This window comes from Nocardia cyriacigeorgica NBRC 100375 (genome assembly GCF_000308555.1).
Taxonomy (GTDB): Bacteria; Actinomycetota; Actinomycetes; order Mycobacteriales; family Mycobacteriaceae; genus Nocardia; species Nocardia cyriacigeorgica.
Window position 1 is genome coordinate 38,511 of record NZ_BAFY01000131.1, and the last position, 17,922, is coordinate 56,432.

Sequence of the window (17,922 nt, forward strand, 5' to 3'; positions counted from 1 at the left end):
GGGTCGCATCACAACGCGCGTGCCGGACTGCCCGCGTCGAGGTTCAGGAACGACTTTCCGCGAGTACGTCGGCCAGCGCGCGGGTGCCTTTCGCGATCTCGGTTGCCATCTCCAGGTCCAGGCGCACTTCGAGATCCGGATCGTCGGCCGCGCCGTCGTGATGGGTGAGACCGGTCTCGTCGATCATGTAGTGGAAGCTCGTGTCGCCGATGTGCACGGTGACCGTCCCGCTCGGCATCACCTCCGCGACGGCCCGCCCGAGCGGCAACGCGAACCAGTGCGCGCGCACCGCGTCGGTGCTGCGGCGCTCGCCCAGCAGCGGCGTCCCCCAGACCGACAGCGCTTCCAGCACCGGGCGCAGTTCCGCGCCGGTATCGGTGAGCTCGTACAGTGCGGTCGTCGCGCGCGGCCCGACCCGGCGCTTGGTGAGAATCCCGTCGCGTTCGAGGTCCTTGAGCCGGGCGGCGAGGACATCGGTGCTGATGCCCGGCAGGTCGGCGAACAGATCGCTGTAACGGCGCGGGCCCGCGGTGAGTTCGCGCACTACCAGCAGATTCCAGCGGTCCCCGACGATCTCGAGCGCGCGGCTCACCGCACAGTGGTGGTCGTAACTTCGGCGTGGCACCCGGCCACTCTAACGCAGGACTTGGAAAATCAAAGTGCATACTTGGGATTTCCAAGTACAGTAGCGGCAGCCGTTTCGAGAAGAGGATGTCCATGCAGGTCAAGCAGTCGAGCAAGTTGTCGGGAGTGTCGTACGAGATTCGCGGCCCGGTGGCCGAGCATGCCGCGCGCCTGGAAGCCGAGGGGCATCACGTCGTCAAACTCAATACTGGCAACCCGCTGCCGTTCGGGTTCGAAGCACCCGACGAGATCTTGCAGGACATCGTGCGGACGCTGCCGAATTCGAGTGGTTACTCGAGTTCCAAAGGGCTGCTGTCGGCTCGGCGCGCGGTCGTGCAGTACTACCAGACGCTCGGACTGCCCGATGTCGACGTCGAGGAGGTATTCCTCGGCAACGGCGTCTCCGAACTGATCATGATGGCCATGACGGCGCTGCTGGAAAACGGCGACGAAGTGCTGGTTCCCGCACCGGATTTCCCGCTGTGGACCGCCGCCACCGCGCTCAACGGCGGCAGGGCCGTGCACTATATGTGCGACGAATCCGCCGACTGGTTCCCCGACGTCGCCGATATCGAGTCCAAGGTCACCGAACGCACCCGCGCGATCGTCATCATCAACCCGAACAACCCCACCGGCGCGGTGTATTCGCAAGAGGTCCTGCGCGAGATCCTGGAAGTGGCGCGGCGCCACAACCTGATCGTGTTCTCCGATGAGATCTACGACAAGATCTACTACGACGGCGGCACCCACACCGCGACCGCCGCCCTTGCCCCCGACCTGCTGTGCCTGACCTTCTCGGGCCTGTCGAAGGGCTACCGCTGCGCCGGTTTCCGGTCCGGCTGGATGGTGGTGTCGGGTCCCACCCAGCACGCCGCGAACTACCTGGAGGGGCTGACCATGCTCGCCGGGCTGCGCCTGTGCGCGAATGTGCCGGGCCAGCAGGTGATTCAGGCCGCGCTCGGCGGGCATCAGAGCATCTACGATCTCACCCTGCCCGGTGGACGGTTGCGTGAGCAGCGCGATCGCGCGTGGGAGGCGCTCAACGCCATCCCGGGCATTTCCTGTGTGAAGCCCAAGGGCGCGCTCTACGCGTTCCCCAAGATCGACCTGGACGTGTACCCGATCGTCGACGACGAGAAGCTGGTGCTCGATCTGCTGCTGCAAGAGAAGCTGCACATCGTGCAGGGCACCGGCTTCAATTGGCCGCGGCCGGATCACTTCCGCATCGTCACCCTGCCGCACGCCGACGACCTCGAGGCCATCATCGAGCGGATCGGGCGGTTCCTGGCCACCTACCGGCAGTAGAGGCCGAGCGAGAACCGGCCGCGGGCCCGCACCGCGATATGTCGACGCGCCGCCGCCTCGATGATCGCGGGTTTGCCGCCGCCCACCCATACGATCGACCCCATGAGCGAGCTGATCGCAGTCAGTGGGGCGACGGGGGCGATCGGGGGACGGGTGGCGCGCCGGCTGGCGGCCGAAGGCATCGAGCAGCGGCTGCTCGGCCGCAATGCCGCCCGGGCGCCGCAGCTGCCCGGCGCGCATTTCGTCGCCGCGGATTACGCCGATCCGGCGAGTGTGCGCGAGGCGCTCGCGGGGGTGGGCACCTTCCTGTTCGTCTCGGCGAGCGAGTCACGCGACCGAGCCGATCAGCAGCGGGCAGTGGTCGGCGCAGCGGTCGACGCCGGTGTGCGCCGCATCGTCTACGTCTCCTTCGTCGGCGCCGCGCCCGAGTGCACCTTCACCTTCGGCCGCGACCACTGGTGGACCGAGCAGGAAATCCGTTCCAGCGGCCTGGATTTCACCTTCCTGCGGGACAACTTCTACCAGGACATGCTGCCCTTGCTGGTCGGCGAGGACGGTGTCATCCGGGGTCCCGCCGGTGACGGCCGGATCGGCGCCGTCGCCCGCGACGATGTCGCCGACGTCGCGACGGCAGTGCTCACCGGCACCGGCCACGACGGCCACACCTACGACGTGACCGGCCCGCGCGCCATCACCCTGACCGAAGCCGCCGCCATGATCACCGACGTGACCGGCCGCACCGTCACCTACCACGCCGAATCCCTGGACGAGGCGTATGCGAGCCGGGCGGGTTACGGCGCCGAGGACTGGGAGGTCGCCGGCTGGGTGAGCTCCTATCAGGCCATGGCCACCGGCGAGCTGGACGTCGTCACCGATACCGTGCCCCGGCTCACCGGCCACCCCGCCAAGGATTTCGCCGAACTGCTGGCCGAAACCGCACCGCACGCGCAGTGAGGATGCCTGCCCGGTTGCTCCCGGATAGCCACGCGCCGAGGACGAACCGCGTAAGCTGACGCCCAGTTGCCGAAGCACTGGCACAGGTGGGCGAGTACCTGCGGATCGCGGTCGCCGAGAGTTTCCCACCGGGTGGGTGGGCGCCGTCGAACGCACTGATCGCCCGCCGCTACCGGGGAGTCGCGCGGCGGAGCCGGATCGCGCCGGGCACCGTGCGGATCCCGAGGGCAAGCGGAAGGTGCGAGCCGAAAGGAGTGTCGCGTTGTGCAGCAGGCGCCGGCCACGGCCCGCCGGCGCGGATGACCGCAGTCGGTAACGCCGAGATGGGATGTGACCATGACCGAGTCCTGGCCCAGTTCGATGAGTTCGTTCGACGACATCTTCCAGCGCTTCTTCGGACCCGGAATGGCGGCCCGGCCGCCGGTGCAACGCACCGATCTGGGCCGGCTGCTCAGCGATAACGCCAAACAACTCGTCGCGACCGCACAGGCCGCGGCCAAGGACTGGCGCAATCCCGAACTCACCCCCGAACACCTGCTCTACGCGGCGACCCTGGTCGAGCCCACCCGCGGCATTCTCACCGAACTCGGCCACGACCCGGACGAGCTGAGCATGAAGATGCGCGACGCCGTCGCCGGGCATCGCGGCGACAACGGCAACGGTAACGGCGCCATCGCGCTCAGCCCCGCCGCCAAACGCGCCATGCGCAATGCGCAGCGCAGCGCCGCCGAAGCAGGCAGCAGCTACATCGGCCCCGAACACATCCTGCTCGGCATCGCCGAAACCGAGACCCCCGCCGCACAGGCCATGGCGGGCGCGCAGCTGCCGGGCACCGACGGGCCGCGTAAGACCAGCGACACCCCCACCCTCGACGAATACGGCCGCGACCTGACCGCCGAAGCGCGGGCGGGCAAGGTGGACCCGGTGGTGGGTCGCGCCGAGGAGATCGAGCAGACCGTCGAGATCCTGTCGCGGCGGCGTAAGAACAATCCGGTGCTCATCGGCGATCCCGGCGTCGGCAAGACCGCCATCGTGGAGGGGCTGGCCCAGCGCATCGTCAACGGGGACGTGCCGACCACCCTCGCCGATCGCCGCGTCGTCGCCCTCGATGTCGGCTCGCTGGTCGCGGGCAGCAAATACCGCGGCGAGTTCGAGGAACGGCTGACCAAGATCCTCGACGAGGTGCGCGCCCATTCCGACGAACTGGTGGTCTTCATCGACGAACTGCACACCATCGTCGGCGCGGGCAGCGGCTCGGAAGGGTCGATGGACGCGGGCAACCTGCTCAAGCCGGCCCTCGCGCGCGGCGAACTGCACGCCATCGGCGCCACCACCATCGACGAATACCGCCGCCACATCGAAAAGGACGCCGCCCTCGAGCGTCGCTTCCAGCCGGTGATGGTGTCCGAACCGTCGGTGGCCGACACCATCGAGATCCTGCGCGGACTCGCCGACGTCTACGAAGAACACCACCAGGTGCACTACACCGACGAATCGCTGATCGCCGCCGCCGAACTGTCGGACCGCTATCTCACCGACCGGTTCATGCCCGACAAGGCGATCGACATGATCGATCAGGCCGGCGCGCGGGTGCGGTTGCGGACCCGCACCCCCGATCCCGACGTGCGCGAACGCGAGGAGGAGGTGGCGCGGTTGCGCCGGGAGAAGGACGCCGCCGTCGCCGCCGAGGACTACGAGAAGGCCAAGGAACTCAAATCCGAGATCGCGGTCGCCGAAGAACAACTCGCCGACGCCGGGCACACCGAAGAACCGCAGGTCACCGTCACCGATATCGCCGAGGTAATCTCCCGCCAGACCGGCATCCCGGTGTCCGAACTGACCACCGAGGAACGTCAGCGGCTGCTCGGGCTCGAGGATGTGCTGCACAAACGGGTGATCGGTCAGGACGAAGCCATCGTCGCGGTCGCCGAAGCGGTGCGCCGGGCGCGGGCGGGGCTCAAGGACCCCAACCGGCCCATCGGTTCGTTCCTGTTCCTCGGACCCACCGGAGTCGGCAAAACCGAACTGGCCAAAGCGCTGGCCGAGGCCGTCTTCGGCGACGAGGACCGGCTCATCCGCTTCGACATGAGCGAGTTCCAGGAAAAGCACACCGTCTCGCGGCTGGTCGGCGCCCCACCCGGATACGTGGGCTACGACGACGCGGCCCAGCTCACCGACAAGGTTCGCCGTCAGCCGTATTCGGTGATCCTGTTCGACGAGATCGATAAGGCGCATCCCGATGTGTTCAACGTGCTGCTGCAACTGCTCGACGACGGCCGGGTCACCGATTCCAAGGGCCGCACGGTGGACTTCAAGAACACCATCGTGATCATGACCAGCAATATCGGCTCCGACCTGATCCTGTCCGCGCCGGACGGTGATCTGGACTCCATCACCCCGACCTTGAACGAGCGGCTGCGGTCACACTTCCGGCCCGAATTCCTCAACCGCATCGACGACACCATCGTCTTCCACCGGCTCGATCAGACCCAGATCCACCGCATCGTCGACCTGGTGCTCGACGGCACCCGCAGGCTGCTGCACGCCCAGGACATCGACCTCGACGTCACCGAACCGGCCGTCGACTGGCTGGCCGAACACGGCTACCAACCCGAATTCGGTGCGCGGCCGCTGCGCCGCACCGTGCAGAAGGAAGTGGACAACAAGCTGTCGCGACTGCTGCTCGACGGCGATCTGAAGCCCGGTGACACCGTGCGTTTGGATGCCGATGGCGGTGGTCTGCAATTGGCGGCGGTCGAGCGCCGTGGCGCGAAAACCGTGGAGGCAGCGCCGTAATACCAGTGCGCTGACCGGCATTCGATTCGCGGCACGCCGACCGGGCGGGGCTGCCTCGCAGGTCGGCGGGTCGCGCCCACCCGCTGTCGTCGGCCGTCATGGCGTCCTCGCGCGTCATCGGTAGCCTGTGCGTTGGACGTCCTGACGACCAACGACAAGGAGTTTTCGCCTTGGAGGATGTATTACGGCCGCTCATCGTCTTCTGCGGGACCATCGCGCTCACCGTGGTTGCCGGTCTGCTCTTCGATCGGCTGATGCGCTTTTCCGCACGTAAGCGCCCGGACACCCGGCTACCACTGCTGCTGCGGCGGGTGCGGATGCCGTTGCAGGTCTTGCTCGGTGCGGTGGCGCTGCACGCGACCTACCCGTTGGCGGAGCTGGAATTACGCCAGGATGCGGTGATCCGCAATGTGCTGGCCACGATGGCGATCATGGCCGCGGTGTGGCTGGTGATCCGGGCCGCCGACGCGGTGGCCGACAACACGTTGAGCCGCTACGCCCAGCGCACCCGTGACGTGGCGCGGGTGCGGCAGCTGCGCACCCAGCTCGCGCTGGTGCGGCGCATCGTCACTTCGGTGCTGGTGGTGACCACGGCAGCAGTGGCGATCCTGCTGCTGTTTCCCGGCCTACGCACGCTCGGCACCTCGCTGCTGGCCTCGGCCGGTGTGATCGGCATCATCGCCGGTGTGGCCGCGCAGTCGACGTTGAGCAACCTGATGGCGGGCCTGCAGATCGCGTTCGGCGACTCGGTGAAGATCGGCGACACCGTCGTGGTGGAGGGGGAGATGGGCACCGTCGAGGAGATCACCCTCGCGTTCCTGACGGTGCGGATCTGGGACGACCGCAGGCTGACGATGCCGGTGTCCTATTTCAACAGCAAGCCGTACGAGAACTGGTCGCGCGGTGGCTCAGAACTCACCGGCACGGTGTTCCTGCACCTGGATCACAGCACGCCGGTGCCGCTGCTGCGCGAACACCTGCACGAATATCTGAAGCAGCGGCCCGATTGGGACGGCCGCTCGTGGAATCTGCTGGTCACCGACTCGACCCCGACCAATATCGTGGTGCGCGCGGCGATGTCGGCCGCCGATTCCGATGACGTATGGACGTTGCGGTGCGCGGTGCGTGAGGAGCTGCTCGACTGGCTCGGCCGCAATCACCCCTACGCCCTGCCGAAGATCTCCACCGCGATCGCCGGCCCCGAGGACGAGCGGATCCCGGCCCTGGCCGGAGCCGGGGGAGTGTGGGCAGGAACGGACGGCAAGGACGGTTACCGCGGCTGACCTGACGCGAGGCGTCGGGGCACTGGTCCCGCGTCATGGCGTACCACCGGGATTCGCTTCACCGCGGCCCGTCGTGCTCGCCGGGCGGTGATGGTTGCGCTGCGCGATTCCCGCCGGTTGTCGTCTGTTCCGCGCGAGCGATGTTCCCGCCGGTCCCCTCGGCATCGGGCCGCCACGCCTCGACGACACCGGGGCGCCCGTCTTCCAGCACGAATGCCGCCCGCGTTTCGATCGGCGCGCCGGGCCGGCGTACGTACGGCAGCACCCGGAAGTCGCTGCGCCACAGCTGTTGATCGAGTTCGACCCGCACATACCCGCGCTGCCCGTTGTAGAACTTCATATCCGGGTTCGCGTCGAGGAGCAGGCGGCCCCGGTGCGGGAGGTCGGCGCCGTCACCGCCGGTGCTGATGGAGGTGCCGGTGAACTCGGCGGCCACCACCGGCGTTGCCGGATCGGCGGGGTCGCGGCGCAGATCGGCGGCGTAGTTCTCGTGCCGGTCTCCGGTGATGACGACGAGGTTGCGGACCCCTTGATCGGCGGCGGCCCCGAGTACCGCCGCGCGCTCGGCGACGTAGCCGTCCCATGCGTCGGTGCCGACGTCGAGGTCGGGGCCGGGGTCGTAATCGCTCTGGCTCATGGCGACCTGGTTGCCGATGATCTGCCACCGCGCCGGCGACCGGCCGAAGCCGTCGATCAGCCAATCCCGTTGCGGGCGGCCGAGGATGGTGCGGTCGGCATCGAAACGGTGCGCGCAATCGGTGACCAGGCCGCCGTCACCGCAGACCTGCCGATCCCGGTACTGACGGGTGTCGAGCATGGTGAACTCGGCGAGATCGCCGAAAGCGTAGCGCCGGTGCAGGCGCATATCCGGCCCGGACGGCAGCTGCGCCGAGCGCAGCGGGAGATGTTCGTAGAGTGCTTGGAAGGCGGCCGCCCGGCGGGTGCGAAACAGTGCCGGGATGCGGTAGATATCGATGCCGAGGCCGGGCGCGTCGGCGGCCCAATTGTTGTCGACCTCATGGTCGTCCATGGTGACCAGCCACGGGAAGGCGGCGTGCGCGGCCTGCAACGGCTGCTCGGATTTGGCTTGGGCATACAGCAATCGGTAGCCGGCCAGATCGTAGGCCTCGTCGCGCAGCTGCGGCGGGATCGTCGCGCCCTCGCGGCCGAGGCGCCAGGACTTCTCGTAGATGTAGTCGCCCAGATGCACCACCAGATCCAGGTCTTCGGCGCTCATGTGGTCGTAGGCGGTGTAGTAGCCCGAACTCCACGACTGGCAGGATGCGAACGCGAACCGCATGCGTGACATCTGCTGCCCGAGCGCCGGCGCGGTGCGGGTGCGACCGACCGGGGAGGTGGCCGAACCCGCCCGGAATCGGTAGTAGTACCAGCGATCGGCGGCCAAACCGCGAACTTCCGGATGCACGCTGTGCCCGAGCTCGCGCGTGGCCACCGCCGTCCCGCGGCTGACCACCCGGCGGAACTGTTCGTCCTCGGCGACTTCGTAGTCCACGCTCACCGGCGCCAGCGGCGTGCCGCCGAGACCGTCGGGCGCGAGCGGATCCGGTGCCAGCCGCGTCCACAGCACCACGCCGTCCGGCGTGGGATCGCCCGAGGCGACACCAAGGGAGAACGGGTCGCCCAGCCAGCGCGGCGCCGGGAAGCGCGCACTGCTCGCCGCCGCGGCTCCGGCCAGCACCGTCGCGGTTCCGGCGGCACCGATACGCAGTAACTGCCGACGAGACAGATCCATGCCGTCCAGCATGCCCTGATCCGCCCGCCGCGGGAACGCGGCAGGCCGCCCGCCGCCTCGCCGGGGCTGCCGGGAGAGGTGGCCCGGGTGTCGTCCGCTCTCCGGGACACGCACTGTTTCCACACGGTGGTCCCGGCTAGGTTCAGCCCACGCAGGTAGTGCGTCTCGGCAGCGACCGAGCACAGCCGACAAGGAGGACATCGATGTCCGTTTCACCGTCGCCGGAAACGCTGGACGCCGATCTGGCGCGTCGCCTGGCCAGGATGGAGGCCGTCGAGTCGATCAAGGCGCTCAAGCACCGGTATTTCCGGGCCTGTGATGCCAAGGACCCGAAGGGTTTCCGTGACTGCTTCATCGCCGCGGGCTCGGCGCTGGACTACGGCGAGCTCGGCGCCTTCGACGCGGATGGCATGGCCGCGGTCTTCGAATCCATCGCCCTGAAGCAGGTCGACGGCAAACACGTCATCCTCGATATGCACCACGGCCTGCACCCCGACATCACGATCATCGACGACACCACCGCCGCGGGCCGGTGGACCCTGCAATTCCGGCAGGTGAACCTGGTCGAGAAGACCGAAACCGTCTCCACCGGCGAATACTCCGACGAATACGTCATCGAGAACGGCGCTTGGAAGATCGCGACCTGCCGCTTCGATCGGATCTGGTCGATCACCCGGCCGATCGACGATTCCTGCCGCATCACGCAGTAGGCGAGGACCCGAGCCCGGCCCGACGAGCGCTATCCGAGTGCGCCGACCACCGCTCGGGTCGCATCGGCGACCAACTCGTTATCGGGTTCGGCATCCTGCTCGGACTTCGTCGTCAGCACCGCGATGACGATCGGCGCGCGTCCGGGCGGCCAGGCCACAGCGACATCGAGTGCCGATCCGTAGGCCGGGGATCCGGTTTTGTCGCCGACGGTCCAGTCCGCGGGTAGCCCCGCGCGGATCCGGGTGCCGCCGGTGGTGTTGGCGACCAGCCACGACGTCAACTGGGCGCGTTCGGGTTCGCCGAGGACGTCGTCGACGACCAGCGCCCGGTAATCGGCGGCGAGAGCGGCCGGGGTGGTGGTGTCGCGTTCATCGCCGGGGATGGCGGTGTTCAGCTCGGTCTCCCAGCGGTCCAGCCGGGACGTGTCGTCGCCGAGGGAGCGCAGGAACGCGGTGAAGCCCTGCGGACCGCCGAGCAATTTCAGCAGCTGATTGCCCGCCGTGTTGTCGGAGACGGTGATGGCGGCATCACACAGCTCGGCGACGGTCATGCCGGTTTCGACCCGGGTTTCGGTCACCGGTGAATACTCGACCAATTCCGCGGCGGAGAAGTGGATCACCTGATCGAAGTAGCCCGTCGACAACGGATGCTCACGAAGCAGCGCGCCGCAGGCCAAACCCTTGAAGGTGGATGCCATCGGGAAACGTTCGTGCTCGCGGTGGGCGACCGTGCGCTCGGAGCCGGTGTCGACGGCGAACACGCCCACGCGGGCTCCCGCGGTCGTCTCCAGTTCGGCGAACCGGGGTCCGGCCACCGCCGAGGTGGTCACCGTGCCGGTGCTGGAAGTGGTAGCGGAACCGGAGCCGGAGTCGCAGGCCGCGATCGACGTCAGCGCGCTGACAGCGAGTGCGGCGGCGAGCATGCGCTTGCGGTCGGGCCGGCGGAAGGTGAGAACTGAGAAAGTCACCGCTGAAGGACACCACCGCGACGATCGTCGCAGCCAATAGCGGTCACCGGCTGCGCCGAGTCGCGTTCGATATCGCCGCAGTTCGTCAACCCTTTTTGCGGACAGATGCACACCGCCAACGGGCGATGGAACCGGGATGAAGCGACCAACTGGTTCAATGACCGCCATGGACCTCATCCGCCACCTGCGCTTCTTCGTCGCCGTCGCGGACGAGGGGCATTTCGGGAGGGCGGCGGCCGCGTTGGAGATGACCCAGCCACCGGTTTCGCAGGGTTTGCGGCGACTCGAACAGTTCCTCGGTGTCGAACTGGTGCACCGCACGCCGCAGGGGGCGGTGCTCACCTCCGCCGGACGGCACCTGCTGCCGCGCTCGCGGCTGCTGGTGGACGACGCCGAACGGCTGCTGGCCGAATCCCAGCGCATCGCTCACGCCCGCGGCGACATCCACTGGGGTGTGGCCGCGGCCCTACCGGATGCGCTGGTGACCGCCTGCGTGACGGCATTGCGTGGCTCCGCCGGCCCCGATGCGACCGTCACCACGACGGTCGGGTCGACCGCGGACCTGCTCGGGGACCTGCGAGCCGGCCTCTGCGATGTGGCGGTCATCGACCATCCGGCCTTGGTCGACGGCGTCGAGGCCGGGCCGGTGATCAAGATCCCGCGGTGGCTGGTGGTGCCGTCGGATCATCGCAGCGCCACCGCCGAACGCCCCACCTTCCGCATGCTCGCCGACCTGGCGTTCGCGCATCCGCCGCGCGCGGGCAATCCGCCCGCCATCGACACCGTGCTCGACCTGCTGCGGGAACGCGGGCTCGACGTGCGACTCGGCACCGCCCGCGACGATCGTGCGGTGCTGGCCGCGGTCGCCGCCGGAGCCAGTTTCGGGCTCACCGCGATGGCGCCGACTCCCACTCCGGGCGTGACCTGGTTGACCATGGCCCCGCAGGCCCTCGCGTTACGGGTTCGGGTGGTCCACCGCCCCGACGCGCAGCCGCACGCCGCCGCACTCGACCGGGTGCTGTACCGGGAGCGGTTGCGGTGAGCCGCGCCCGATCCGGTTCGCGGTGGCCGGGCGCGGATGCCGGCGGCGAGGTCACCGAACGGATCCGGGCGGTCTTCGCCGACGCCGGCTGCACCGGATGGTTGCACGCTCGCCGGTGCGGTGGCGCGGCGGAGATCTCGATCGACGGCCGTGATCGTGTGGTCACCGCCTCGGTCTACAAACTCGTGTTGTTCGTGGCGTTCTGCCGGCGGGTCGACGCCGGGCTGATCGATCCACGGGCACAGCTCACCGTGCACCCGGCCGACTGCACTCCCGGCCCCACCGGCATTGCCGCACTGCACGATCCGGTGACGATGAGCCGCCGCGATCTGGCCACCTCGATGATGACGGTCTCCGACAATGCCGCCGCCGACGTCCTGCTCGGCGAGATCGGTCTCGGCGCGGTCGAGGACCTGCTGGACGAACTGGGGCTCACCGAGACCCGGATCGTCGGCGGCACCGCCGACGTGCACCGCAGCCTGGTCCGCGACACCGATACCCACAGCACCGCCGAGGCCTTTGCCGCGCTCGCCGACAACGACGAGGCCTGGTCGGTCTCGGCCTACGACCCCTCCTACGCCAGCGCCACCACCCCGGAGGAGATGACCCGGTTTCTGCACCTGGTCTGGGCGGGCGGCGTACTGTCGCCGGAGCAGACCGGATTCGTGCGCGCGGTGATGCGCAAGCAGGTGTGGCCGCATCGCATCGCGGCGGCGTTTCCGCATCGGGGCGTCAGCGTGGCGGGCAAGACCGGCACCATCGGCGTCATCCGCAACGAGGTCGCCGTGGTGGAGTTTCCTGGCGAGTATCCGGTAGCGGTCGCGGTGTTCACCCGGGCGGCGCGGGCCGACCCGCAGCTGGCCGTCGTCGATGCCGCCATCGCCGAAGCCGCCCGGATCGCCGTGACCGCGTTGCGGCACCCACTCACGCAGGACTGACGCGGTTCGATCGGCAGCACCCGACGTCTGCTAAACAGGTATTACTAAATCCTGTTCACAAACCCGGTTCCTGTGATCTAATCGGTGGTGGAACGTGTTCTACACAACGCTGTGAGGTCTGCACCGGAGCAGGCCGCAAGGAGGTACTCGTGGCCGCACCGTCCATCCCCGCCGGGTTCGATTTCACCGACCCCGACCTGTACGCCCAGCGCTTGCCGATCGAGGAATTCGCCGAGCTGCGCCGGGTGGCACCGGTGTGGTGGTGCCCGCAGGAGAAGGGCCGCAGCGGGTTCGACGACGGCGGCTACTGGGTGGTCACCAAGCTCGACGACATCAAGGAGATCTCGAAGAACCCCGACCTGTTCTCCTCGGAGGAGAACACCGCGATCATCCGCTTCAACGGCGACATCGCCCGCGAAGAGATCGAAATGCTGCGCATGCTCATGCTCAACATGGATCCGCCGAACCACACCAAGATGCGCCGGATCGTGTCCAAGGGCTTCACCCCGCGTGCGGTCAACAGCCTGCGCGAGGCCCTCACCGAGCGCGCCGAGCGCATCGTGCACGAGGCCAAGAAGGAGGGCCGCGGCGATTTCGTCCAGCAGATCGCCTGCGAGCTGCCGCTGCAGGCCATTGCCGAGCTGATCGGCGTGCCGCAGGAAGATCGCGGCAAGATCTTCGACTGGACCAACCAGATGATCTCCTACGACGACCCGGATTTCGAGGGCGACCACAAGATGGCCACCGCCGAGGTCATGGGCTACGCCTGGAACCTGGCCGAGGAAAAGCGCAAGTGTCCGATGGACGACATCGTGACCACGCTGGTCAATGCCGACCTCGACGGTGAGGCGCTCGGCTCCGACGAATTCGCCTGGTTCGTCATCCTGCTCGCGGTGGCGGGCAACGAGACCACCCGCAATGCCATCACCCACGGCATGAAGGCCTTCGTCGACAACCCCGACCAGTGGGAGCTGTACAAGGAGCAGCGTCCGCGCACCGCGCCCGACGAGATCGTCCGCTGGGCCACTCCGGTCACCGCCTTCCAGCGCACCGCGACGGCCGACACCGAGCTCGGCGGCCAGCAGATCAAGAAGGGCCAGCGCATCGGCATGTTCTACAGCGCGGCCAACTTCGACCCGGCCTCGTTCGAGGATCCGTTCCAGTTCAACGTCCTGCGCAATCCCAACCCGCACGTCGGCTTCGGCGGCACCGGCACCCACTTCTGCGTCGGCGCCAATCTGGCCCGGCTCGAAATCGATCTGATGTTCAACGCCATCGCCGATGTGATGCCGAACCTGCGCGAGCTGTCGGAGCCGGTGCGGCTGCGCTCGGGCTGGCTCAACGGCATCAAGCGTTGGGAAGTCGCCTACGAGTGAACACCGGGCGCGCATGAGCACGATGCGCGCATGAGCGACGCGGCACCGTTCCCTGGGCGGTGCCGCGTTCGCGTGTGTACGTCTCGAACCGGCCGTGGCGTGCCCGCATCGGCCAGAGTGATGGGCGGCCCGCGGGCGAGCTACTGTCACGAGGAGCCCGGTCCGGCCCCGGGCCGGAAACAGTGGAGGTGGAACCCGGATGTTGTCGACAGCGTGGTCACGCACGATGGGCCTGCGGGTTCCGATCGTGAACGCGCCCATGGGCGGCGTGGCCGGCGGCAGGCTGGCCGCCGCTGTCACCGCGGCCGGTGGACTCGGCATGATCGGGATGGGCAGCGCCGGCTCGGCGGCACGGCTGTCGGCCGAACTGGAACAGCTCGGGACCGACCCCGGGCCGTTCGGGATCGGGATGATCGACTGGGTCCTCGACCGTGAACCGGATCTGTTCGACACCGCCCTCGCGGCGCGCCCCGCACTGATCTCGATCAGTTTCACCGCCGATCTGTCCTGGGTCGAGCGGGTGCACGCGGCCGGGATCCGCGCCGCCACCCAGGTCTACGATCGTGAGCAGGCGTTGCGGGCCGAGGCCGCGGGCATCGACGTCATCGTGGCCAGGGGAGCCGAAGGCGGCGGTCACGGCGAGCCCACGCTGGCGACACTGCCGTTGCTCGAAATCGTCTGCGAGGCCGTCGAGGTGCCGGTGCTGGCGGCCGGCGGGATCGCCACCGGTCATGCGCTGGCCGCGGTGCTCGGCGCCGGCGCGGCCGGAGCCTGGCTCGGTACTCGGCTGGCCGTGTGCCCGGAAGCGCTCACGACCGAACGCGCGCGAGCGGCGTTGCTGCGCGCCGACGCGACCGACACCATCACCACCCGCGTCTTCGATATCGGCCAGGGCCTGCCGTGGCCGGCACGCTATCCGGCGCGCGTGCTGCGCAACGACTTCACCGACCGATGGGAGGGCGCCGAAGCCGCGTTGGCCGCCGACCCGCGCGCCCGCGCGGAACTGGCCGCCGCCATCGACGCCGACGATCCGCGGCTCGAGCCGATCGACGCAGGCCAGGGCATCGGCCTGGTCACCAGCAGTCAGCCGGTCGCGGAGGTGTTCGACGACATCTGCACCGCCGCCGCGCGGTATCTCACCGCCCGGTCCACCATCGCCGAGTCCGACGCCGTCACGGGCTGATCCGCCCGGCGATGCGGTGTCAGAAACCCATCGCGGCCAGTCGCGGCAGCTCGCCGGTGCGGCAGCCTTCGATCACGAACGCCTCGTGCTCGACCAGCGGTTCGGGCAGTTTCTCGATCGGCCACCAGCGCAGGTCGGCGGCCTTGTCCGGCTCCATCAGCCGTGGCTCACCGCGCCAGGTGCGGCATTCGAGGAAGAAGTCGACCCGGTGGTCGATATCCGCGGCGCCGTCGCCGTAGCGGCGGTGCAGCACGGTGAGCGGCGACAGATCCGACGGAGCGACGTCGACGCCGAGTTCTTCGGCGGCCTCGCGCGCGCCCGCGGTGAACACCGACTCGCCGAGCTCGACGTGCCCGGCCGCCGCGTGCGCCCAGAATCCGTCCATGAAGCCGGTGTTGTGCCGCAATTGCAGCAGCACTTCCTCACCGTCGGCGGTGTTCCGCCGCAACAGCACGTACACGGCAGGCACCAGCCGGAATCGCTCGGTCACTCACGCAGGGTAGCGAAATGCCGGGACGCCACGCCTCGTCGCCGGCCCGGGTGCGCGAAGATGGGTCGGTGACCTCCGATAACGACCGGCCGGGCCCGCCCGGGACCAGTGCCTCCATCCTGGTGCTGACGCTCGCGCGCCGGGTGGAGTCCGAGCTGAACGCCGCGCTCGCGCCATTGGATCTCACCGTCGGCAGACTCGGGCTGCTCGGCCATATTTCCGGCGTGCCCGGTGCGTCGTTCAGTGAGTTGGCGCGCATGTCGGGCATCAGTGTGCAGAGCGTGCACACAGCGGTGAAGACGCTGGCAGGCGCCGGACTGGTCCGCGATCGCACCGCGCGTGCGGGTTCGGCGTCGACGATCGAGCTGACGGCGAAAGGGAAACGCCTGCTCGAACAGGCGCGGACGGCGGTGGCGACGGTGGACGACACCATGTTCGGCCCGGAGGCCGACCCGATCCAGCGCAAGATCGGGTCGGCGGTGATAGCGGCGTTCTCCGAAGCGATGTCGTCCTGAGCGGCGGGGTGTGAGCTGCGCCACTCGTGCTTCAGCCTGATTGAAGGATGTGGCTATTCTTCAACCAGTCTGAAGGGTGGAGTCGATGGTGGAGCATGTGTTGTTGTCGGTGCACGTTCTCGCGGGCATCGTGTTCGTCGGTGGTTCGGCCATCGCGACGAGTCTGTTTCCGCGTTACGCGCCTGTCGTCGGCGGTGCGGCAGCAGCCGACCAGTCGTCGGTGCGAAACTCCGCGGTGGCGAGCGCATTACACCGGATCACGGGCGGGTACGCGGCCTGCGCGATCATCGTGCCGGTCGTCGGCATCGTGCTCGCGGCGGTGCAGCAGCGGATGGGGGAGGGGTGGATCACCGCGGCCATGATCCTCACCGCGGTCGCCGGCGGGCTGCTCGGAGCACAGATCTACCCATTGCAGCGCGAGGCGTTGCGCACCCCGGACGACGGGCGGCGCCTGCGCACCCTGTCGATGCTGGCCGGGATCTACAACCTGCTGTGGACCGTCGTGGTGGTGCTCATGATCGTGCGGCCCACCTGATCGTCGTCCTCGGGCAGCACCCGCGGCGCCGGGGTGAGGGTCGCGGGCGGCCGGTGATCGCGGTGCCCGCCCGCCGGGAATTGGGCCGCGAGAAGTTTTGCGCTGCGGTTCATCTCGTCGGCGACGATCGGCATGATCTTGGAATAGTCGGTGCCGTTGCGGGCGGCGCCGGTGTAGCAGGTTTCCAGGGTGACCACTGTCGGTGAGTTCCTGGCCTCGGTCAAGGAAATCGAATACGTGAAATGGTTACCGGTGAGTCCTATGCCGCTGAGTTCCAGTCGTTCGAACGGGATGCATTCGGTGACGGTGAGATCGAGTTCGTGGATGATGCTGGCGATGGTGGTCTGGGCGCGGACGGTGACGCCGAGGGCGAATGTCGCTGGGACCGCACCGATCCAGAAGTCATGGTTCGGCACCCATGCCTTCAATTGGTCCGGACGCGAGATCAACGCCCACACTTTTTCTCTTGTCGCGTTCACCGCGCAGGATGCGCTACTGCGGGCCAGGGCCACGGCTCTGCCTCTCCATCGACTGGGAGTTGAAGGTTACAGCATCCGGTAGGCGCAGAGAGCCGGACTCGCCATATTTCGTGCGGGTGGATTACGAACTGGGCGAGCAGAATTCGAATTCTCCGAATGCCATTGTGCGAATGCAAGAACATTTGCACCGTGCAGGTGCAATTGACGTTTTCGCCCGGCGAACTCCGGGCGTCCGCGCCGGGGCCCGTGCGCGGTGTCAGCCGGTCGAATCCCGGCCGACATCGAACCTCTCGACATACACCGCTTTCGCCTCGTCGACCACGGTTTCGTCGATCCGTGCCAGCGGCCTGGCCCGTACGAGGATCGGCTCGTGGTCGGGCCCGCGCCCGACGACCGTACCGGTCAACAGCCATGGATAACGTCCGCCCGGCTCGCCGACCTCGGCGTACTTGCACAGCCTGCGCGCCACCCACTCGCGAGCCGGCCGCGGCCACCAGTTCTCCGGCACCACGGTCGTCACCGACAGGCCGGGCAGGTCGACCCCTGCTTCGAAATCGCGACTCGGCCCGGATCGGCGGTCGGCCCACGGCCCTTCGGAATACCGCAGATAGATCTGGTCGTGACCGAGGATGAACTCGGTGAGCTGGTCGAGATCCTGCAACCGGGGCAGGTCGTCCTCGGCGGCGTCGATCAGAATCGGGGCGTCGTGCCCGGAATCGGAATCCATCGCCGGCGCCTAATCGATCTGCTTCCGTTCGAGCGGGCGGGTGGCCGGGCCCTGGATGACGGCGCCGTCGATGGTGAATCGCGAACCGTGACAGGGACATTCCCAGGTGCGCTCGGCATCGTTGAAGGCCACCAGACACCCGAGATGGGTGCAGGTCGCCGAGACGGCGTGCACATCGCCGTTCTCGTCGCGGTAGACCGCGCACGGCGAGCCCGACACCCGGACGACCGCGCCGGTGCTGGGC

Annotated in this window: 18 protein-coding genes; 11 read left to right on the top strand and 7 right to left on the bottom strand. The window is 68.3% G+C overall.

The window, feature by feature from the left end:
• Window positions 1–43 precede the first annotated feature (43 nt).
• On the bottom strand, window positions 44–625 hold the full coding sequence (locus RJ05_RS12760) for a winged helix-turn-helix transcriptional regulator (RefSeq protein ID WP_036537222.1): 582 nt from the start codon (window positions 623–625) through the stop codon (window positions 44–46).
• Between the two features lie 92 nt (window positions 626–717).
• Between RJ05_RS12760 and RJ05_RS12765 the strand changes: the two genes are divergently transcribed.
• From RJ05_RS12765 to RJ05_RS12780, 4 genes are all read left to right on the top strand, one after another.
• Window positions 718–1,929, top strand: a complete 1,212-nt coding sequence (locus RJ05_RS12765) for a pyridoxal phosphate-dependent aminotransferase (protein ID WP_036537223.1) — start codon at window positions 718–720, stop codon at window positions 1,927–1,929.
• Between the two features lie 102 nt (window positions 1,930–2,031).
• Complete coding sequence (locus RJ05_RS12770; RefSeq protein ID WP_036537225.1) at window positions 2,032–2,883, top strand: SDR family oxidoreductase; 852 nt, start codon at window positions 2,032–2,034, stop codon at window positions 2,881–2,883.
• A 336-nt stretch (window positions 2,884–3,219) separates the two neighbouring features.
• Window positions 3,220–5,679, top strand: a complete 2,460-nt coding sequence (locus RJ05_RS12775) for an ATP-dependent Clp protease ATP-binding subunit (RefSeq protein WP_036537247.1) — start codon at window positions 3,220–3,222, stop codon at window positions 5,677–5,679.
• 170 nt (window positions 5,680–5,849) lie between these two features.
• The gene (locus tag RJ05_RS12780; RefSeq protein WP_036537226.1) at window positions 5,850–6,962 is read left to right on the top strand and encodes a mechanosensitive ion channel family protein; all 1,113 of its coding nucleotides are present in this window, start codon (window positions 5,850–5,852) and stop codon (window positions 6,960–6,962) included.
• Window positions 6,963–7,020: 58 nt separating this feature from the next.
• Here RJ05_RS12780 and RJ05_RS12785 read toward each other — a convergent pair whose 3' ends face one another.
• On the bottom strand, window positions 7,021–8,715 hold the full coding sequence (locus RJ05_RS12785; protein ID WP_234012282.1) for an alkaline phosphatase D family protein: 1,695 nt from the start codon (window positions 8,713–8,715) through the stop codon (window positions 7,021–7,023).
• Window positions 8,716–8,918: 203 nt separating this feature from the next.
• Between RJ05_RS12785 and RJ05_RS12790 the strand changes: the two genes are divergently transcribed.
• Entirely contained in the window at window positions 8,919–9,425 is a 507-nt protein-coding gene (locus tag RJ05_RS12790; RefSeq protein WP_051016513.1) for a nuclear transport factor 2 family protein, read from the top strand.
• A gap of 29 nt (window positions 9,426–9,454) precedes the next feature.
• On the opposite strand, the gene bla is transcribed toward RJ05_RS12790, so the two are convergent.
• On the bottom strand, window positions 9,455–10,348 hold the full coding sequence (bla, locus tag RJ05_RS12795) for a class A beta-lactamase (RefSeq protein WP_036537251.1): 894 nt from the start codon (window positions 10,346–10,348) through the stop codon (window positions 9,455–9,457).
• A 202-nt stretch (window positions 10,349–10,550) separates the two neighbouring features.
• On the opposite strand from bla, the gene RJ05_RS12800 reads away from it, so the two are divergent.
• The 4 genes from RJ05_RS12800 to RJ05_RS12815 all read left to right on the top strand — a co-directional run bounded on the left by RJ05_RS12800 (window position 10,551) and on the right by RJ05_RS12815 (window position 14,932).
• Complete coding sequence (locus RJ05_RS12800) at window positions 10,551–11,435, top strand: LysR family transcriptional regulator (protein WP_174343931.1); 885 nt, start codon at window positions 10,551–10,553, stop codon at window positions 11,433–11,435.
• Complete coding sequence (locus tag RJ05_RS12805) at window positions 11,432–12,373, top strand: serine hydrolase (protein ID WP_051016515.1); 942 nt, start codon at window positions 11,432–11,434, stop codon at window positions 12,371–12,373. Before RJ05_RS12800 ends, RJ05_RS12805 begins: the two co-directional genes overlap by 4 nt.
• A gap of 149 nt (window positions 12,374–12,522) precedes the next feature.
• Window positions 12,523–13,749: a cytochrome P450 gene (locus RJ05_RS12810; protein ID WP_036537228.1), complete on the top strand. Its 1,227-nt coding sequence runs from the start codon at window positions 12,523–12,525 to the stop codon at window positions 13,747–13,749.
• A 199-nt stretch (window positions 13,750–13,948) separates the two neighbouring features.
• Window positions 13,949–14,932 (top strand): NAD(P)H-dependent flavin oxidoreductase, encoded by a 984-nt coding sequence (locus RJ05_RS12815; RefSeq protein WP_036537229.1) that lies wholly within the window; start codon window positions 13,949–13,951, stop codon window positions 14,930–14,932.
• A gap of 19 nt (window positions 14,933–14,951) precedes the next feature.
• Here RJ05_RS12815 and RJ05_RS12820 read toward each other — a convergent pair whose 3' ends face one another.
• Entirely contained in the window at window positions 14,952–15,422 is a 471-nt protein-coding gene (locus RJ05_RS12820) for an NUDIX hydrolase (protein ID WP_036537231.1), read from the bottom strand.
• Between the two features lie 68 nt (window positions 15,423–15,490).
• On the opposite strand from RJ05_RS12820, the gene RJ05_RS12825 reads away from it, so the two are divergent.
• Window positions 15,491–15,937 (top strand): MarR family winged helix-turn-helix transcriptional regulator, encoded by a 447-nt coding sequence (locus RJ05_RS12825; protein WP_036537254.1) that lies wholly within the window; start codon window positions 15,491–15,493, stop codon window positions 15,935–15,937.
• 85 nt (window positions 15,938–16,022) lie between these two features.
• On the top strand, window positions 16,023–16,472 hold the full coding sequence (locus RJ05_RS12830) for a hypothetical protein (RefSeq protein WP_228828974.1): 450 nt from the start codon (window positions 16,023–16,025) through the stop codon (window positions 16,470–16,472).
• Here the strand turns inward: RJ05_RS12830 and RJ05_RS12835 are convergent.
• The 3 genes from RJ05_RS12835 to RJ05_RS12845 all read right to left on the bottom strand — a co-directional run.
• Window positions 16,418–16,951, bottom strand: a complete 534-nt coding sequence (locus RJ05_RS12835; protein WP_158682512.1) for an SRPBCC family protein — start codon at window positions 16,949–16,951, stop codon at window positions 16,418–16,420. The two genes, RJ05_RS12830 and RJ05_RS12835, sit on opposite strands and share 55 nt — an antisense overlap.
• 256 nt (window positions 16,952–17,207) lie before the next feature.
• A complete protein-coding gene (locus RJ05_RS12840; RefSeq protein WP_051016517.1) occupies window positions 17,208–17,678 on the bottom strand; it encodes a DUF6098 family protein in 471 nt (156 codons plus the stop codon).
• A 9-nt stretch (window positions 17,679–17,687) separates the two neighbouring features.
• A partial coding sequence (locus RJ05_RS12845; RefSeq protein WP_036537235.1) for a Rieske 2Fe-2S domain-containing protein occupies window positions 17,688–17,922 on the bottom strand: 235 nt, incomplete at its 5' end.

Excerpts from the sequence above, each read along its gene's own strand:
- RJ05_RS12830 (WP_228828974.1), top strand. The coding sequence starts at position 16,023 with ATGGTGGAGCATGTGTTGTTGTCGGTGCACGTTCTCGCGGGCATCGTG.
- RJ05_RS12765 (WP_036537223.1), top strand. The coding sequence starts at position 718 with ATGCAGGTCAAGCAGTCGAGCAAGTTGTCGGGAGTGTCGTACGAGATT.
- RJ05_RS12800 (WP_174343931.1), top strand. The coding sequence starts at position 10,551 with ATGACCGCCATGGACCTCATCCGCCACCTGCGCTTCTTCGTCGCCGTC.
- RJ05_RS12775 (WP_036537247.1), top strand. The coding sequence starts at position 3,220 with ATGACCGAGTCCTGGCCCAGTTCGATGAGTTCGTTCGACGACATCTTC.
- bla (WP_036537251.1), bottom strand. The coding sequence starts at position 10,348 with ATGCTCGCCGCCGCACTCGCTGTCAGCGCGCTGACGTCGATCGCGGCC.
- RJ05_RS12785 (WP_234012282.1), bottom strand. The coding sequence starts at position 8,715 with ATGGATCTGTCTCGTCGGCAGTTACTGCGTATCGGTGCCGCCGGAACC.
- RJ05_RS12770 (WP_036537225.1), top strand. The coding sequence starts at position 2,032 with ATGAGCGAGCTGATCGCAGTCAGTGGGGCGACGGGGGCGATCGGGGGA.
- RJ05_RS12815 (WP_036537229.1), top strand. The coding sequence starts at position 13,949 with ATGTTGTCGACAGCGTGGTCACGCACGATGGGCCTGCGGGTTCCGATC.
- RJ05_RS12790 (WP_051016513.1), top strand. The coding sequence starts at position 8,919 with ATGTCCGTTTCACCGTCGCCGGAAACGCTGGACGCCGATCTGGCGCGT.
- RJ05_RS12840 (WP_051016517.1), bottom strand. The coding sequence starts at position 17,678 with ATGGATTCCGATTCCGGGCACGACGCCCCGATTCTGATCGACGCCGCC.